This is a genomic window from Halalkalibacillus halophilus DSM 18494 (genome assembly GCF_000423105.1).
Lineage (GTDB): Bacteria > Bacillota > Bacilli > Bacillales > Alkalibacillaceae > Halalkalibacillus > Halalkalibacillus halophilus.
Map to the genome: position 1 here is coordinate 1 of NZ_AUHI01000014.1, position 19,753 is coordinate 19,753.

Here is a 19,753-nt window from a genome sequence, read left to right on the forward strand (position 1 = left end):
GGGACAATTTTGTTATAAGTTCTCCATATGGTATTTGCTTGTATTTCAATGTCGTTGTTATCTACGGATTCATTATCAGGTTCGTCAGACCCATCCGCAGCTATAGGAGAACTAAATGATAGGGTGGTAAAAATTAGTGCTAAAGTGAGTACTGACATAAATGATTTTTTAAACATAATTTTCCTCTCCTTAAAAATAGTGATTGTTAAGTTTTTTTACATCCTCCTTCCTAATTTAATAAGAAAAACAATTAATGGTGTATTTTGTAATTGTTTGTTACAAATTGTAACTTAATTTTTAAAAAATCGCAATAATATAAACGAAATATTTTGAATTTATTTACCTTTTTATTAAGTTATAATGTTTCCTGCATGTTTACAAAGTAACATTGTGTACTTCTAAGTGCATTGTGTAAAATAAAGAAAAGCTGTGATGTAACAATATCAATATCTTTAAAGATTTTAGAGAACAACTAAGAAAACGGGTTTGTTTATCAAATTATGGGCAACGCAAAATTAAGGTTGATCTCGCATAGCAAGGGTGGTATGTCTCCCGACTTCGCATTGGCCGAAATATGAAATAGCCGGGGCTAGTGTATAAGTATACAGGCGCTCAATTAATCCAAAGAAATCTCCTGTTAACGAATCCGATATTGGAAACAAGCTCAATCATGACTTTCACTAGGAAACACCATATCAGGTTATGGTCAGTGACTTAACCTATTTCCGTGTGGGCAAAGGTAGCAATTTTCTTGATATCGGACCACCTTTTTTGGTGAGTTGAATTCGAATTGGTTTCTTAGATGATCGTGAAATAATCTTATACACATAAATAATCATCCATTCTCAAACGCGCGAATGGATGAGATACCTAAATTATCATTCGCTTAAATACTTAGATGGCTCCTTAAAATAAGGGCTTATATTCAAAAATAAACTTTGTAAAAAGTTTTCATCAACATCGCTATTCATGAAGTATTCTACTAATTCCTCTTGCTTAGGTTGTCCTAGACTAAGGCGATACAACTGTAAGATCTTCATTAAGCGTTTGTATTTTGCTTGTTCTTTACTATAGGGATAGTAGGGAACAATTCTTTCGATTTTAATGTCATTTTTGTTCGGTAAAGTCCAAAAAGGAACTAATGCAGGTGTTGCTGCATCTTTTTCGATATTGCTTGCATAGTCGAACATTTCATTCCATATGTTTTCTTTAAACAAAATCGAAGGCGCATACCCAGCTATGTTCTGTCGAATCGCAAAGCTTTTGTAACGGTTGATCCTTCCTTCCCTTTGTTCAATATCAACAGGGTTAGAAGGAAGGTTCCAGTGCCAGACTTTACGAGCATAATGGTGAAAATCCAACCCTTCTTGCCCCACTGACGTCGTAGTCAACACAAAAGGTCTTAAAGGCGAATTAAAGGCTTTTCGAACATTTAACTTTCTTGTCTCCGCGGACTCTTCATTTTTTCTCCCACTAAAACTCACTGCAAAATTTGTTCTAATATTAACCTGCTCTACAGTAGCATCAGGGTCTGTATTTCTTTTTTTGAAATTATCATATGTGTCTACGGTATACCTCCCCGCCTGACTGGTGAAAGCATCCTTTATTAGATCAACTAGTTCTCTATCACGTTGTTCCTTGGAGAGCTGATGCAATCCCGCTTCTCCAATCATCATATGGGCATATTCATCAAGCATGGATTGTATATTCCCATCCACGTTGTACTTCAACAGTTTCTTCCAGTGGGGCTTACGTATTTCGCTTTGACCATACGTTAATTCAACAATAGCAGTAGCCTCCGGTGTATTCATTCGATCAATGAGCTTTCTTGCCAGTTGAAGAGCAAGTGGAATAGAATCTTTATGCTTTTCACCTAACATTCTTAACGAGACAATAGCTGGAGAACCTAACACCATCTCGACTAACACCTCCACTAAATCAGAGGGCTGTCTTCCGAGATTCAATGACTCAGGATGAAAGAAACAATTCCTTAACTGATTCAGGTGTTGGGTAAAAGCTCCCTTCTCTTTTTCACTAGTATCAGAGTCAACTCTACTTGCTTCTGACATGGCACTTCTATCAAACCACATATAAGGCAAAGCTTTAGTTCTATCAAACAATACCGGTGCTAGATAATACCAGCTTTCATCTTCTCTGTTGGTAGAATTATCAGGTTGAATATCTAACTCGTTTAGCAAGTGAACAAGTTCTTTTCGTATTCCTGCTTTTATTTCATTAATACCTTGATTATTATTTAAGCTTACCATCGGATCAAATAAATCTGCTAAAGTTTCTGATGGATACAACAAGGTCAAGTGGTTCATATTGTTTGTATCTCCATCCCTCATAGAAAAATTAATTCTCGGGGTAGGGTACGTGTCTCCAAAATAGGAATGCTTTTTTTCTTTTTCCTTTTGCTGTTCACCTTTTATTAATTGGCCTACTGTCTTGCGTTCTGCTTCATATGAAATTAACGTCGAGACAGCACGCGGCACCATTTCCCACGCAGAAAATATTAATACCTTCGAAAAGTCTGCTTGTTCCTTAAAAGGACCGCCCAGTTCGTAATACGGAAGGGACGGTGGTACCCACAGCAGTAATTCTGCTTGGTTATCAAAAAGCTTTTCATCGAGTAATTTTAATTTTGCATTTCGATAAGGGACTTTATCATAATTTGCTATTTGATCTTTATCAATCCACAAGTTCCTACTTTTTAATTTGTTCATATTGCTTGGCTGTTCAGACACTTTATGATTTAGTTCTTTTTTCAATTTATATTTTTCCATAAACGACATCAAATAAGGTGCCGACATGACATAATCAGTTGGAACCTCCATAGGAATACCTAGATTATCTAGTTTTTGGTTCATCTCCATGTAGGAAGTAATATCTGCTTTTTCTATTCTTAGTTCAGTTGGAACTTCTGAAATAAGCTTATCTGCACCTTTTACAGAATTCCTTTCCGTTCTAGCAATACCTTTATACAAACTCTCTTCTGCTTCATTCTTAATTTGAATAATAGCTGAATGGCCTTCTTTTAATGTGCGAAGGGAATCAGAATAAGTTTCCCACCTATCTTTAAACCTTTTAAGTTCATCAGGGTGCTCTTCAAATAAAAACCCAAATAATCTAAAGAACTCTTTGTAATGTTCATCGTGTCCTAGTTCTTCCATCTCTTCTACAGTCGAGTATAGTTTATATGGTGTCGCAGATAGTAGGAGCACGTTCAACCGAGACGTCTCATTCGCTGACCCAAAGAATTTCTGTGCGATTAATGCGGTCTCGGAATCACTATTAGAATCAACCAACTCAGGAAACCGTTGAAATTCATCCATAATTACTAAATCTGGATTCATTTGATCAATACTAATGTCTGCAAACATTTTTCGAAGTTTATATATTAATTGAATCGCATGCTTATGTCGTTTATCAATATGTATAAGATCATCTGAGTTTTCGCATACATGTATGATTAAATTCAATAGTTCTTCGTCTTGATCTAAATACTTATCAATCTGTTCATGTAAACTTTTAAGGTATTCGCCTTCACTTTGCTCCTCTAATGACTTAATCTCTGGCTGATACCTTTTCAACGCGTGCTTCCATCCTTTGAACGCTTGGTCTTGCAAAAGGGTATTTAATTTATCCTGGTACCCATCAAATAAACGGTAACTTTTTAGCACTTCATAAATTAAAGCCCTTTCGGCAACATTCCCAACACTATTAGTGATTGAAAAAGAGGTAGACGGAGTCAAAGGTATTAGCTGCAGATTTGCAGGTGCACGATCCTTTAAATATCTTTCTTGAGCAATGACTTTATGCTGCATCGTTAAACGGTTTTCCGAATGTGAATGGTTAAAATTCGTTCCTTCAATTTGTAACTTCTTTATATTCTGTGAAGCGATACTTTGATTGGAACATACATACACCACTTTAAATTTATCCTTTTTACCGGAAGCTACATGATCTTGGGCTAGTTTGGCAATAGCGCCACGAGCTATCATCGTCTTCCCGAGTCCTACTTCATCTGCAACAAGAACACGATGATATCCAGTAGTGAAAAGAGAATAAACTCTTGAGACCGTTGCTTGCTGAAAATCTTTAAGCCCATCTAGTATATTCTTTTCGATCTCTTTTAGGTCGTTCATTTTGTCACATCCTCTATTACTTGCTGAAAGGTGCTATAAACGTTCAAAAATGTCTCAGGAACAACAGATTCTCTTTCAATCAGGTTCATTATCTCTTCTATATCCGCTAACTTCTCTGGAGAGTAGTAAGCTGTTCGTAACATTTTCTCATAAATGACTGGAATGTAGTCCTGCTTGCTTTGAAAATCATTTTCTAGCCCAGATAAATGCTTGTCCTCTAAGGAAGTCAACAAGAAGTCATCTGCTAATAAATAGGATATATATTGAAGAAAGTAATTCGAATCTTTTATTAAATGTTGATAGATTTTTTGATTACGATTGGGAGGGATCCCAAATGTATCAATTTTAATAATTCTCTCGACTCTCTCTCCACCACTTTCAACTCTTACCAAGTAGAATTCTCCTAATTCTAATAAGTCTAACTGATGAAAAGTAACTTTTTCCTTTAGTTGTGCACTAGCTTTACTGAGCAAAGGTGATATAGTCATATCAAAGTGTGGGACAAAATCATCGAATTCTATTAGGAGCTCATATTGATTTTCTGTAGCTGTAACCGTCGCTTGAGAGTGCAGGTTGCTTAGTCTTCTAACTTCGTCTGCCAATCTATCTTTAATTGGAGTTTCAACCTCTTCTTGCACAGGGATCTCTTCAACTTTTTCAAATGGCTGAAACTTGTGGTCCTCCCCAAGTAATTCCTCGATTAACTCATCAAACTTGAATCCCCACCGTTTATATTGAAAATTTAGCAAGAACTCTACGTTCCCATGAAAAGCATTATTAGAACAGTTTGCCGACCCAACATAGAAATTAAATATATTATACTTTCTCTTCACATATAACTTGGCATGAATTTCTTGAAGGTCTGGCAGTTCCAGACCTTCACTAATCATCTCTTCCCCGTCAATAATCGTTTCTTTGATCACATAAACATCAAAGTGATCAAAGGCATTGGAAGGTAATTCTGATAGCTCGGTACGTCGTGTAATTAAAATGTTCTTCATATTCTCATCAGTCAGTTTCAGTTTCATCAATTTTTCCAACATGCTTTTACTTAAAAACGGTGATACAATCAGCATTTGATGGTAATAAGAGAAGAGTTCGCCTACCTCACTTTGGTTCGTCTCTATTCCTAATGGTAGAAAATTCATATCCTTGATGTGTTTATCTTCAGCATCAAATTCTATATAGGGAAGTTCCTCAATAATAGATTGTATAGCTTGCGACTTAGGGTGGCTACTGATACTAGACTTTAAGAATGTAAGTAAATTGATTAGAGGCTCCGTATCGGGTCCAGCATTTTGCTCCGTCCTTTTACCTTCTAAAGCTACTGCCATGTCCCAACTCCGGTCAAAAGTCATATTCCGGCTAAGTACAATTAAACGATACCTAGATTCATTCGCTTCATTCACGAATTTAATTAACCAAATCTTTGGATGAAAAGATTTCTGCTGATCTTCTAAATTTACCTCGAACACATTATCTTCGAGTAAGCCAAAAATAGAACGGTTTTCTCGTCCTGAATTGAGCATTTGACCACCTTGGCAAAACACCGCCAAACGCTCTGAGCTCTGTCTAATCCCTTCGATAATGGAAAGTGGATCATTTAAAACAGTCTTGTTCATCTCCGCAGACATGTTTAGTGCAATAGGAAAACCAATTAACGTTTCCAAATCTAGAGAATATGTATTGGCCACAGCAAATTCGACTCGATAGCCTTCCGGAGGGTGCAACAGTTCACTATAATTCAACCGGTCTTCCGTTACATTAATCATGCTCTCCCTCCAACCCATCAAATATATCTAACAATATCGTTTTAGTGTCTTTGAACCGGTAGCTAAGCCTTTGAGCACCTAACCAAGTACCAGCCTCGTACCCATAGTATTTGGTGTTATACAACTTAGCACGCTCTTTCGTCTTTAACTGTATTTCTCGTTTAAGGATTAGTTCATCAATCTCTTCTTCCAATCCCCGAGTAACCACAGTTTGCCAACTCTCCAGAAAATTTCTCAATTTATAATTTGATATTTTCAAATCAACTAAAATCTCTTTAAAGTTAAACTCACTAAACTCGTATTTCACAAAATCATCAGACAACCACCTTCTCCACTCGCTATAAGCTTTGTCATTTTCTTTATTAGAAAGCAGGTAGTTATAGCGAATGTTAGCACCTTCTAAAAACAAACTCATATTATATGCTTTGTCATACCATTGCTTTAAATCTGGTGGTAAATCATATACTTCTCCAATTTGATCAAAACTTTCGATTCGGCGTAATAGACCGGAATCTTGATTTAGAATAAAAGCCATTAGACTTTCACTTGAATAAGGGGAAGTAATAATTCTCTCTTTTAAGTGTTTAGCTTCTTCTTCGTTTAGGCTCATTGTCAAATCGTGCTTCCAATTTGGATCTGGAATCGGGCAATTCCAGAAATCATAGCTCGATCCATGCACCATCGATTTATGTTCAGCTGAGTCTTCCAAACCATAATTTTTAGCTGCTTTTATATTTTTGCTCTTTTCAATTGCCATTTTTGCATAATTATTTTGAGATATATTAGGATACTTGAATATTTCAAACGTTTGAAGAGCGTTCCAATAAATAGAAGAAGGCCTTCGCTTTAAGCTTCTGCCAGCACGTTGACCAATCACTCCATCTTCATTCGAGTTTGAAAAAAGTTCAACTATGTCCAATTCTTTCTCGGCAAGCGCTTCCAAAAAACCATCAACCGTTGAAAAGGTCTCCTTTTCCAATTCCATCATGATATAGGGAATAATAAAATGGTATTTCGCTCTTGTTTGGATCGTAGAAGTACCAGGAAATAAAACGTCACCAAACCCATCTCGGATCATCCCAATACCAAGCTCATCCACAGCACCTTTTTCATTTAATAGATCCAATACCGACATGACTTTACTGCGATGTTCTTTTGAATAATCTACCCATCCTATTTGTAATGATTTCATCATGAGTCAGCTCTCTTCGTTGTTTATAGTATGCCCCAATTTAAATAATGGGGTAATACAGGGATTCAATAGAAGATGATAAAATACCTGCTAATTCTATATGAATGATAAAAAAGAAGCTTCCCTCAACCAATTTCACTAGTTAAAGGGCGATAACTCTGATTGAAGCTCCTCTTACAATAAGATGCATTCAATAACACCTTCTTCAAAAGAATGTTATCAAATTTAACCAGGTAGTGTTATATAAAACAGAATATTGGGAGAGAGATAATTTTAAAAAGAAAGTTTCCTTTTAATATAAACGAATGGCAGGTAAAGATTTTGGTTCGGTGAGTATGAATGATACGTTTCAATTTGATAAGTAATAGTGAAGTGGGTGCTCTCTATACGAGACCACCCATTTTTATTAAGCGAATATTTGCGTGACTAATTTCTACGCTTAAACAACCTATTTCTCCACAGGATATTTCAGAGCATTTTTATTCAATTTATCGTTAATAATTCTTTCAACATCTAAGTCCAAATCAGAACACAACATGAGTGAATAGATCAAAACATCCGCTATTTCATCTTCAATGTTAGTACTATTTTTCTTAAGGGCTTCTTCGCTATTAACCCATTGGAAACTCTCTAAAAGCTCAGCTGCTTCAATTGAGATAGAGGCAGAAAGGTCTTTCGGATTGTGATATTGACGCCAATTCCGCTCATCTCGAAAGTCGTCGATGGAGTTAATTATTTTATTCACATCGCTCATTTTTTTGCCCCTTTTTTAGTCACTAAGATTTCCATAATTAGCGCGACTCTCCGCAACTAATAGAAACTCCTTTTTATGAACTTGATTAAGTCTTTTTTCTAAATAATCAGCTAACTGGGGGTCCGTACAATAGACATAGCAACCTTTTTGACCTCTCGTCATTAATGTCCGGTACGTATTTTTGATGATTTGATCGGCTAACTTGTTAGCCTTCTTAGGATCTTCTTTCATCATCTTTTTGATACCTCTTAATGACTGGTCTGACTTGGCTCTTTTCATATGGTCCGTGATGACTTCACCTTGTTCAAAGCGTAGATCATCTCCGATAATGACACCTACATAGTCAAACTCAAGCCCTTGACTCGTGTGTATGCAGCCCGCTTCATTGACAGACTTCTCATCAATGGCCCAGGTGTGCGTATTATCTAGATTCCAGCTTTTTGAAAAGTCATGCTCAGGAATCTGAATATCTTTATGTTCTGTTGAAGCTCGGTACTTTTTCGGCCACTCCCAACAATAGCCTGCCAACAAACGCGACTTATTGTTACGTTTGTTTTTTTCTTCAATGGCCTGTAATAAAGCATTCGGATCTCGAAAAACCTGAAAATCATAATCAATAGCCATATCATGTGCGTTCGCCGTTTCTCGAATGTGCAATACATCATCTAACCAAGCTATATAACCATCGGAACCATCACATCTAAACTGAGAATCAAGAAAGCCTGTTGTGATCCTAGCACCCATCTCCTCAGCAAACTTCTTAATCTCATCTATGCTACCTTTATCTTTTAAGGTCACGCGTTGGTCTTCATCAATAAAAAAGATTGAGAACTTCGACGCGTTAATAATTTCTTTCGTTTGATTTTCACCCAAGTGCTGAAACATCCCTGACTTTTCATTTAAACGATGGGCTTCATCCACAATTAAAGCATCAAGTTCATTTGCTTCCGCTTCTGTATAGCTCCCCGAGCCCTTAAATAAATTATCGATCCGTGTCTTCTTAAAATCACCTTTAAGCTTAGTCGAATAAACCTCTCGTGGTGCTGAATTCTTTGTAATGTATTGGCTGGTCATGGTTCGACCTGTCAAAGCTACCAATAAGTTCACCGCCAATACCGATTTCCCCGTGCCAGGGCCGCCTTCAATAATCATCACTTGTTTTTCGTCGTGGCTAGTGGCTTTCTCTGCGAGTTCAATTGCTGTTTCATAAATAACTTTTTGTTCATCAATCATCACAAACTCCCGATTACCTTGTAGCATGTTATTCAGTGAATCTTGCAAGGATTTAGAAGGTCTAATTTTACCTTGTTCAATGTGATATAAAATCTCTTTGTCATCACCATATGTGATATAAGACTTGATAAAGTTTCTTAACTTTTGAACGTCACCCTTGCCAAAGACAGGCGCTTGACTTAAGTAATGGTCATAATCAGAATCCGTTAACGGATCATCTTCTACATAGTGATAATTATGTAGATACGCACAAGGATATAAATTAATATACTTCTCCTGCACATTTTGATTATAATCCTCGATCAGTGCGGCATAAGACCACGCTTGATAGGATGGATGAGGGACTTCTCTTAATCCACCACTAAGAGCTGTTCGAACAATTGCCTCTTTCCCCTCGACCTTCTCCACGTTTGCCCACTGTTTTAGTTCAACAATAATAACTTGATCCTGGTCATCACCAACCCCACTAATCAAAAAATCTACTCGTTTCGATGTTTGGGGAATGCTATACTCAATGGCCACTCCAGCATTTTCAGGTATATCTGTATCATTAAGAACCCGGTACATATGTAACATGGAATTGTCCCATGAACGAATTTCAGACTCGCTAGTTGTTCTCCCGAGCTTTTCTTGGAATTTTGATAAGATATGTTGGACTAAGACATCTTGATCAACATGTGTTAGGAACTCACTTTTGCTAGCTTCGTATACGAGCACTTTAATCACCTAGCTTTCGGCTTTAAATATTAAATCTTCTTCTATAAGAATTCTTCATAAGATTTAGAATTACCTTTATTTGTGGTAAGGCTCATTCCTCAAAATCCTAAACCCCCGATAAACCTGCTCCAACAAAATCAACCGCATCAACTGATGTGGATAAGTCATCTTGCTAAATGAAATCGCGTAGTCACTTCTTTTCTTCACATCTTCACTTAATCCTAAAGAGCCTCCAATCACAAATGCGACTTTACTCTTTCCATATGTAGCGAGTTCGTCTAGTTTTTTAGCGAATTTTTCAGATGTAAGTTGTTTACCTTCGATTTCTAGGGTGATGACGTAGCTGTCTGTGGATAACTTTGTTAATACCTTCTCTCCTTCTTTGTTTTTGACTTGTTCTTCGTCTGCTTTGCTGAGGTTATCTGGTGCTTGTTCGTCTGGGATTTCGATAATATTTACTTTGGCGTATTTGGTTAGGCGTTTTAGGTATTCGTCGATGCCTTGTTTGAGGTATTTCTCTTTCAACTTGCCTACGGAGACGATTGTGATCTGCATAGTTGGGTGCTCCTTCGTCTTTTTTTGTATTTTAAGTATACCGAATATTGGATTAAATGAAAAACCGAACAATATTTGTGAGTGAAATAATTTTGCATAGTTGTTTATTGCTTTTTGGATGTTGAAAAGCGAACGATAATTTGTGCACAGGTTATCCACAATTAGTTCGTTGACGAAGGAAAAGCCTTTTATCTTACCCTTTCTCTTTCTATCCCCAACTTGTGCACATGAAGTGTGGATGAGCATGTATAACTCGGGAAAAGTACCCTTTTAGTGGATAAATATATACTTATCCACAGAGTTACTAACATATCAACATATGTTCGTGCTATATTTAGAGGTCCATTTAAATATACGTTCTATATACATACATCGCTAAAATTGTTATGCACAATTTGTGGGTAAGTCCTCTTTTTCTGTGTATAACTTTATTTCCGAACGATTCCTTTTTACTTTCTTAATGTTTTAGATTTAAAAAAGACTTGCTACTTTATCAGCAGCAAGCCTTTCCTCTTAAAATTCTTGAGATGTTAATGTTGTTGTTACTTCTTGGCGTTCGCCGTCACGGTAGAAGGTGATGGTGAGTTCATCTCCGGGACTTGTTTCGTTATATAAGTGTTGGCGTAATTCTAATACGTTCATGACTGGTGTCCCGTCTAATTCGACGATGACATCGTATTGTTCTAGTCCTGCTTGTGCCGCAGGGGATACATTTTCTACTGATGCAGCTAGGACGCCTCCTTCTACTTCTGAAGGTAGGTTAAGCGTGTTCGACCAGTGGTACTGTGCGACATCTGTTAAGGAATATGGAGAGATTCCTAAGTACGAACGAGTCACGACACCGTCTTGTTCGAGTTCTTCCATGATTGGCACGGCTGATGCTGTTGGGATCGCGAAGCCTAATCCTTCTACTTGGGCAGAGGCAAGCTTCATCGAGTTAATTCCGATTAGCTCCCCTTCCATGTTCACGAGGGCTCCTCCTGAGTTACCAGGGTTAATCGCAGCATCGGTTTGAATAACTTCTGCTTGCCAGTCGACAATGCCGTTGTTATCGAAATCCAGTGGAATTAGGCGGTCTTTCCCGCTTAAGATTCCTTGGGTGACGGATCCTGCAAATTGTAAGCCTAGTGGGTTTCCAATCGCAAGTAATGGTTCACCGACGTTTAAGTTATTCGAGTCTCCGATTTCAATGACGTGATCGACGAATTCTTCATCAACACGTAATACGGCTAAGTCAGAGAACATATCTCCTCCAACGATTTCCGCTTCTGTCTGTTCTTCATCTGAGAAGACAATTTCCACCGAATCGGCGCCTTCAATCACGTGATAGTTGGTCACGATATAGGCGTATTCATCGGATTGTTTATAGATAACTCCGGAACCAGTGGGTGCATTCTCATTTTCCGGTTGTTGTTGCGAGCCACCGAAGATGTTCTGGTTCTGAATGTTCACGACTCCAACTACTGCTGAAGATACTTCTTCCACTATTTCTGTAGTTCGAGAGGAAATGTCGACATTCACTGGTTGGTGATCCGCACCTTCTTCGCCTTGCGACTCACCGGATTGATCGTTTTCATCCGCCGCTTCTTGCACGGATAAATCATACGGGATGAAATCGGACTGCACTAATGCTGGCAATGCTAGGAGGATAATCAATGCTCCTAGTATTGATCCGATAAATGTTGGTAATAGCCATCCTCGTTCTTTGCTTTTCTTTGGTATATGATTATCGTAATAACCCATCTCTTACACCTCACCATTTTTTTCACAAGCTTATATATAATCAATAGGCGTTGCTTTTGTAGGGCTGGTATCTTTAATGTGTAGTTTGTCCCCTACGCCGATGTCATGTTGTTTTAAATATTGTTCGACACTCATTCTAGCGATATCGATCATGTTGTTGTCCTGGCTTAAATGCCCTAAGTAAATGCTTTTCGTCTGATCACCGATGACATCCATCATCGCGATCGCGGCGTCTTCGTTGGACACGTGACCGAGATCGCTCAATATCCTTCGTTTAACGTTCCACGGATATCTCCCCATTTGTAGCATGCCCACATCATGGTTCGCTTCAAACAGGATTGCATCGGCGTTTTCGATTTTTTTCTTCATTCGCTCGGAAACATAGCCGGTATCTGTTAGCATCGCGACCTTTTTGCCTTCGTAATGAAAGATATAGAACATCGGGTCTGCAGCGTCATGGGAGACTCCGAAGCTCTCGACATCTAAATCTGCCAAAGTCTTTACGGATTCCATATCGAAGGAGAATTTTTGATCGGTAATGATTTCACCAACGGATGACGTATCGATCGCTTTCCGTGTCTTTTCATTGGCATAGACTGGGAGCTGGTACCTTCGTGCCATGACCCCCAATCCTTTAATGTGGTCGCTATGCTCATGTGTCACTAATATGCCATCTAAGTCGGTCGGGCATACATTGATTTGGGCTAATTGTTCTTTTATTTTCTTTCCACTAAGTCCTGCATCAACAAGTAGCTTGACGTTATCTGTTCCTACGTAGAAAGCATTTCCAGAGCTTCCTGATGCTAAAACGCTAAATTGTAAGGTCATTCTGATTCACTCCGAATTAATTGTTCGACCTGGTATTCCATGTACTGTGTAATTTGTTGGACGAATTCTTCTTCATTATTTGGAATTAACTGCCCTTCCATCGCATTGACGAAATAGGTGTCTTCTTCATTGATTGTCATCTTCCATGTTGGTGCAAAGATTTGCACTCCATCTTCTAACGGTACCAACGTATGATAACCTAAGCTCATATCGGTTAGCTCGTCTTGACTTTCTAACGCATCGTTTGTGTATAACACTTCAATTGCGTTAATTGGGTCTAGGACGGTTTGTTCTTCACTTTGTACCTCGACATCTTCTAAAATACTCTGCGCATATCTAATCGCATCTCCGTCTTCATTTAATTCAACGGCTAGTACACCTGCTAAATTATAATAAATCGGCCTGCCATTCTTTTCTTGGAAGAATAACAACATATTATCTTCTTCACGGTGTTCCCATAACGTATATTCCGAACCAAATAACAGGCGATTTTTAAAGCTCGTTAACGAATCAGTTCGGTTTTCTTCTAAGTCTATTTCAACTGGTTCAGAGAATTCCCCGAGAATGATTTCGTTTTCTACAACATTGTTTTCTTGGTTATCTAGAGATTCCTCGAGATACTCCAAGTCTTCCTCTGTCAGTGTATACCGCTGAGAAGAGACATAGGTCTCCCGTTGGCCGCGTTCAGGTAGTTCGCCTAATTCTATTTCTTCTGCGTCTAATCGATCTTCAAATGTTGTCTGAGCTAGGGTCTCAATGTTGGTCTCTTCTATTTTATCAAGAAACTGTTGCAGCAAAAAGATATTTAGTATCAAAAAACTGACAATAAACAACGTCTTTATTTCTCCCCACTGCATCTAACCACTCTCCTCTTGAAGCATCACTCGTTCTTCGAAGTAATCTATCGTACGCCATCTGCCTGCATAATATATATGCCACGTTGGTTGTAAAAATAATACGCCAGAAACTTCATCACCAATCTCGACGGCATATCCAATTCGCATATTTTCTATTAAGTCGAGTGAAAATTCATCTTGGTTATTTTCGAAAAATTGATACACATCTATTCCTGAATCTAACTCGTCCACGTCACCTTCATTTTGAAACCTTGTTTGGGTTTCAAATAGTGGTCGGTTGAACTCTTGTAGTTCATTCGGTGACCACGACTGTTCCATCATCCAATAGTCCGATTCATCAAAGATCGGCGTCCCATCATAATGCATACGGTAATCAATCGTGTTCGATGCGTTTTGAATTTGGTCGATTTGAAAGTCATCGGTGAAGCCTAAATGGTCATTGTTAAAATCGATACTTCTTCGGATTAATTCTTGGTCCGTCATCGACATGGTTTCCACCGTAAGCGGGTTCACATAGGTCATGAATTCTTGATTGCGAAGCACTTGGCTCGTTTGAAGCTCTCTTGTGCCATCTGTAAAATTACGATCCTCTGTAGAACTCGATAATCTCTGCTGGCGGACGAGGGACGGGTTATTAAAGAGAATATTAATAATCGTTTGTCTCTCTAAACGTTCAGTTAAGATTGTTGGGCTGCTTACTTCCACTGGCTCTGTTGGGACATAAATGTAAGTACCTGATTGTAAATCAATGCGTTCAGCTGGAATCGTATTGTTTCCTACAATATAATCGCTAATTAATTCATAAGCGCTTCCAGACTCAATTTCCCCTTGAAGCGTTTCTTCATGTTCGTTGGATGCAAACTGAACACGAATCATATTCTCCGAGCTTTGAACGAGCTGAAAGTACACACGGTTAAATGTTTGGTTCCATTCATACTCGAAATCCTCGACATCAAAGATCTGACCAATCATCTGAAGTGGCACTTCTATTGGAAAGGTGACTTCCATGTTGCGTGAAAGTACACTCGCATTCCCGCCGGTTGTGTGAGAATCGATTTGGGAAAAGCTCCAATCCGTGATTTCATCATAGAGTTGTTGCTTCGTTTCTTGATCTTTAATCATGCTGTATTCTCTGAAATTATTAAAGGATATTTGCGTCGGGCGAATTAATTCTCTAACATTTCGCTCTTCTCCGCCTAATTCTGTTTCATCCAAATAAGTCGCCTGATCTAGTTCCTCAAAATCAGGTTGATAGGTCCACAATGCAAGGGTTAACAACAGACTTGCCCCAACAAGAAGCACCAGAATAATCGTTTTTAAATGTTCGATATTCATCATTTCTGCCTCCGTTTCTTACGCATCAACGGCAAGCTGAATAAAATCGTCGTTCCATTACCCTCATTACTCTCTGCCCAGATTTTGCCGTCATGGGCTTCGATTAATTCTTTGGCAATTGCTAAACCTAGTCCGGTGCCGCCTAACTGACGGTTACGTGCCTTATCCACACGGTAGAATCGATCAAATATCTTTTCTAAGTTTTCTTCAGGAATTCCTACACCTTGGTCGGAAACCTTCGTTAAAATCTGGTGTCGTTGTTTCTCAGCTGAAATAATAATCTCTCCACCCTCAGGTGAGTATTTGATCGCGTTTGAGATGATATTATCCAGAACTTGTGTCAATTTATCTTGGTCAATCCATACGTAACAAGCTTCACTTGGTAGTTCACGAAGTAAGTTTAGTTCATCTTTTAAATTTAAGGCGAATCTGTCGGCGATATGATTAATATACTCGACGTATTCTACGCGCCGCTTCTGCAAGCGATAATCCTTGTTATCCATTTTCGATAACTGTAACAGATCATTAACCATTCGAATCATACGCTCAGATTCTGTTTGCACGACATTTAAGAACTTCGGTGCAATGTTCTCATCTTTCCATGTCGTCCCGTCAGTTAATGCCTCTAAATAACTACGCATCGTCGTTAGTGGTGTACGTAATTCATGGGAAACATTAGCAACGAACTCTCTACGTTCCCGCTCAATTTTCTCATCTTCAGTGACATCACTTAATACGGTAATGAACCCGTTGATTTCACCATACTCATCTTGAATGACAGAGAAGTTCGCTTTTAATAATAACTGCTCTTCCTCCTCTGAAAAATCGATTATCATACCGTTCATTTCTTTTACTTCCTGAAGATCGGTGTTCTGATTTTGGATACCAAGTACAGCGAGTAATGGCTCTCCTTGTACTTCTACATAATTACGGCCAATCAGTTTCGCAGCCGGCTCGTTCATTAAAATAACATCCCCGAGATGGTCGGTTGCAATCACCCCATCGGACATATTAGAAAGAACCGAACTCAGTTTCCTTCGTTCGCCTTCGGTTGTAGCCTGCGCAAGTTGGATCTTGTTGTTTAAGTCATTAAAGGAATGCGCTAACTGCCCAATTTCATCTTCCCCGTAAACATTAACCTTTTTCGAGAAGTCACCTGCCGCCATTGTTCTCGCTTGTTTCCGCATTTCTGAGATTGGGCGTGTGATCGTCCTCGCAACTAAAATACCTAGTAAAGCAGACACACTAATTGCGAGAATTGTCCCGTTGGCGAAGATCCGGTTGATATCTTCCATTTGGTTATAAACGCCTTCCATGGAAGCTTCTAAGTATAATGCACCTGCAATTTCATCTTCTTCATTATGATATACCGGCTTCGACACCACTAAGGTACGGTGACCTGTTTGCGGGTTATAAACCACATTCTGTTCTCGGTTCCCGGCAGTTAATGCCCGCTGAATCCGTAATTCAGTCGTTCTTTTGCCAATATTACTTTGGTCAAATTGACTTGTCGTTCCAAGTACCCGACTATTCGAATCAATCACTTGAATCTCCGTTATATCCTCTGAATTATCAAAATCAAAGATAATCGAGCGCACGTCTTGATCTACAGATGGATCATCCTCATCCCGTTCGGCTGATAAGGACTGTTCCAAGTTGTAATCAAGAAGCTGGACCCGCTCATTGATCGAGTCCGTAAAATTTTCTAGAAGTTGTGTTTCTAACTGTCTAGCAAAATAAGCTCCGATTACTTGAATAGCTATGAGCAAAAGTAATATATAGATGATAATAAACTTCAGTTGTATGGATTTAAAAAATCCCTTAAAACGCTTCATACAATCTACTCCTGCTCAGGATTCCGCAAGTAATAGCCAACCCCTCTTCTTGTTACGATCCAGCTTGGATTACTTGGATTTTCCTCGATTTTTTCACGTAAACGACGGACGGTTACATCAACTGTACGTACATCGCCATAATAATCATAGCCCCATACCGTTTCTAATAAGTGCTCGCGCGTCATTACTTGTCCCATATGTCTTGCCAAGTATAAGAGCAACTCAAATTCACGGTGCGTTAAATCAATCGGGTCCCCATTACGCGTAACGGAATAATTTTCACGATTAATTTCTAACCCACCGATTTTTAAGTTCGGAATATTGCTCGATGATTGCTGCGGGTCATCTGAACCTTTACGGCGCAAATTCGCTTTTACACGCGCCACTAACTCGCGGTTGCTAAACGGCTTAGTCACATAATCATCGGCACCTAACTCTAGTCCTAATACTTTATCAATCTCAGAATCCTTAGCTGTTAGCATAATAATCGGCATCTGATAATCTTTACGAATTTCACGACATACTTCCATACCATCTTTCTCCGGAAGCATAATATCTAAAAGAATTAAGTCTGGCTCTTCTTGTTTCGCTAAATCTATGGCTTCATTTCCATCATATCCACACACCACACGGTAGCCTTCTTTTTCCAGATTAAACTGCAAAATATCCGCGATTGGCTTTTCATCTTCTACAACTAATACAGTATATTTCATCAAATACACCATCCTCATTTCATGTTCTTATAGTTTCCATTCTATCGTAAATAGAGCAAAATGTCTTATTTAAGAATACTATTCCCTTCCATTCCCTAATTCGGAGAAAATCATGTGTAGTTGAGTGTTTTTGTGAGGCGATTGGTGGCGGAAGGTTCATAGGATACGAAGTGATTTTATTTATCCAGAAAAGTAAGGCTTTATCCACGAAAGCCGCTTCATATCCAGAAGGTTTTTAATATATCCAGAAAAGCGGCGAGGATATCCAGAATTGTTGCGTATATATTCAGAAAAGCGAACCTTTATCCACAAAAGTCACTCTATATCCAGAAACCTCTCTTCGTGTATAAAAAAATCTCTAGCAATAACATAATTATCGCTAGAGATGCTTGGTCTTATCGTACATAATTCGTTGGATTAACTAACGAACCGTTTTTGTATAATTCAAAGTGTAAGTGAATGCCTGTCGAATGACCAGTCGATCCCATTACTCCGATTTTTTCCCCTTTTTGAACCGTGTCCCCTGGGCTTACGTTCAAGGAAGACATATGTGCATAAACAGAGCGGTAACCGTTGTTATGGTTAATGACAATTTTGTTGCCGTACCCGCCGCTATTATAACCTGCTGATGTAACGGTACCGTTGTCCGCAGCTAAAATCGCACGGTCACTCGGTCCTGCAATATCGATTCCTTTATGATAAGACCCCCAGCGCGGCCCTTGATGACTAGAAATATATCCGCCAACTGCTGGCCATGCGAACGATCCAGTTCCAATATGCGAGCGTTCTTTCGTTCCTTCTTCGATGATGTGATCTTTCGGTTCTTCTACCACATCTTCATCGACTTTTTCTTCATCGATGACTTTATTGTTTTTTGTCGTCACCTTGTATGTAACAACTTTCTTCCCTTTCGAACCTTCTTGCTTCACGCGGCTTTCGCCTTTATATAAATCCTTCGTTTTCTCCGTTACTTCCTCGTAGTCTAACGTTTCTTCTTCCGTTTTTTCTTCTGTGAAAGAAACATCTACAAACGAAGAGAACTCCGATACATTTACTTCTTTACCTGCTTGAATGATTTCTTGGTCATCCAACTCGGGATTCAACTCTAGTAATTCATCAGTTGATAAATCAAATTCTTTCGCTACTTGTTCAATCTCTTCATCCGTATCTATCTTTTGAGGTTCCTCACTTGGAGCCCCTCTTTCAATCATTTTCACTAACTGATTCGCTTCCATCAGTTGATTCGGTTCTACTGCAGTTTCTGTAAACGTGATTTCTTGTGAAAAACCAACATCCAATACAAGTGAACCATCATTTAATTCCACTGATTCTTGCGTAAATGTTTGGCGATCCGGCTCATCTTCTGCTTGCTTTTCCGCCATGCTTTCATCAAAAACGTTTTGAGGTAGGAGGTCATGAAGGGTAATTTCACTTTCATCCATCTCTTCCGCTTCTGTCAAAAACTCAAATTGTTTATCCACGTTATCTGGTAAGTAGTTCCCGACTACTTTATTTAAAGCTTTGTTTGCCACATCAAGATCTTTTACATATCCTAATGCTTGATTGTTAACTTCTAATAAAACACCAGTCGCATGAAAGTTTAATTGTTCCTCTAAGTAGTCTTTCACTTCATCCGTGTCTTCACTTGGTGAGAAAACCACTTCTTGCACAAAGCTAACATCTTCTACTGGCTCTAAATCTACATCTTGATAGTTTTCTTCAGCTTGTTCGCCTTGTTGATCAATAAAGTCCTCAATCTCTTCTTTATCTGTCACTGTTCCTATATTTTCTCCATCCACATATACGTGATAGACATCTACTAAATCTTCATTCTGTGAATCTGCATACATTGTGCTAAACATAAGTGTGGAACCTAGTACGGTTGTCAGTGCTATCTTTTTAGTCAACGAATCTGTTGTGTGACGCACACTTGTTTTAGCACCTTTTATAACTTTTTGAAATAAGTTATCCAAGGCCGTTTCCCCCAATTTGTTCATAAAAGTTGATTTGTGTATACTTTCTCTTTTATCTCTCTATTTTTCTACACTTTAACAATCTACCATATTGAATT

At 38.6% G+C, this 19,753-nt stretch carries 13 protein-coding genes; all 13 read right to left on the bottom strand.

Annotated features, from left to right (window positions below; genetic code table 11):
- Positions 1-878: 878 nt before the first annotated feature.
- The 13 genes from G532_RS0109170 to G532_RS0109230 all read right to left on the bottom strand — a co-directional run bounded on the left by G532_RS0109170 (position 879) and on the right by G532_RS0109230 (position 19,655).
- Complete coding sequence (locus G532_RS0109170) at positions 879-4,148, bottom strand: DEAD/DEAH box helicase (protein ID WP_027964546.1); 3,270 nt, start codon at positions 4,146-4,148, stop codon at positions 879-881.
- Entirely contained in the window at positions 4,145-5,920 is a 1,776-nt protein-coding gene (locus G532_RS0109175) for a phospholipase D family protein (RefSeq protein WP_027964547.1), read from the bottom strand. The genes G532_RS0109170 and G532_RS0109175 overlap by 4 nt, the downstream gene beginning before the upstream one ends.
- Positions 5,913-7,115 (bottom strand): DUF6361 family protein, encoded by a 1,203-nt coding sequence (locus G532_RS0109180; RefSeq protein WP_245570128.1) that lies wholly within the window; start codon positions 7,113-7,115, stop codon positions 5,913-5,915. Before G532_RS0109180 ends, G532_RS0109175 begins: the two co-directional genes overlap by 8 nt.
- Before the next feature lie 445 nt (positions 7,116-7,560).
- Positions 7,561-7,866: a nucleotide pyrophosphohydrolase gene (locus G532_RS0109185; RefSeq protein ID WP_027964549.1), complete on the bottom strand. Its 306-nt coding sequence runs from the start codon at positions 7,864-7,866 to the stop codon at positions 7,561-7,563.
- A gap of 15 nt (positions 7,867-7,881) precedes the next feature.
- Complete coding sequence (locus tag G532_RS0109190; RefSeq protein WP_027964550.1) at positions 7,882-9,816, bottom strand: DUF2075 domain-containing protein; 1,935 nt, start codon at positions 9,814-9,816, stop codon at positions 7,882-7,884.
- A 75-nt stretch (positions 9,817-9,891) separates the two neighbouring features.
- Positions 9,892-10,371 (bottom strand): 23S rRNA (pseudouridine(1915)-N(3))-methyltransferase RlmH, encoded by a 480-nt coding sequence (rlmH, locus tag G532_RS0109195; protein ID WP_027964551.1) that lies wholly within the window; start codon positions 10,369-10,371, stop codon positions 9,892-9,894.
- 513 nt (positions 10,372-10,884) lie between these two features.
- On the bottom strand, positions 10,885-12,114 hold the full coding sequence (locus G532_RS0109200; RefSeq protein WP_027964552.1) for a S1C family serine protease: 1,230 nt from the start codon (positions 12,112-12,114) through the stop codon (positions 10,885-10,887).
- Between the two features lie 30 nt (positions 12,115-12,144).
- Positions 12,145-12,942, bottom strand: coding sequence for an MBL fold metallo-hydrolase (locus G532_RS0109205; RefSeq protein WP_027964553.1), 798 nt, complete (start codon positions 12,940-12,942; stop codon positions 12,145-12,147).
- The gene (locus G532_RS0109210; protein WP_027964554.1) at positions 12,939-13,799 is read right to left on the bottom strand and encodes a two-component system regulatory protein YycI; all 861 of its coding nucleotides are present in this window, start codon (positions 13,797-13,799) and stop codon (positions 12,939-12,941) included. The genes G532_RS0109205 and G532_RS0109210 overlap by 4 nt, the downstream gene beginning before the upstream one ends.
- Entirely contained in the window at positions 13,800-15,134 is a 1,335-nt protein-coding gene (locus G532_RS0109215; RefSeq protein ID WP_027964555.1) for a YycH family regulatory protein, read from the bottom strand. It lies immediately after the preceding gene.
- Positions 15,134-16,969, bottom strand: a complete 1,836-nt coding sequence (gene walK, locus G532_RS0109220) for a cell wall metabolism sensor histidine kinase WalK (RefSeq protein WP_027964556.1) — start codon at positions 16,967-16,969, stop codon at positions 15,134-15,136. Before walK ends, G532_RS0109215 begins: the two co-directional genes overlap by 1 nt.
- 5 nt (positions 16,970-16,974) lie before the next feature.
- Positions 16,975-17,682 (bottom strand): response regulator YycF, encoded by a 708-nt coding sequence (yycF, locus tag G532_RS0109225; protein WP_027964557.1) that lies wholly within the window; start codon positions 17,680-17,682, stop codon positions 16,975-16,977.
- A gap of 395 nt (positions 17,683-18,077) precedes the next feature.
- Complete coding sequence (locus G532_RS0109230; RefSeq protein ID WP_051189127.1) at positions 18,078-19,655, bottom strand: peptidoglycan DD-metalloendopeptidase family protein; 1,578 nt, start codon at positions 19,653-19,655, stop codon at positions 18,078-18,080.
- Between the last annotated feature and the right edge of the window lie 98 nt (positions 19,656-19,753).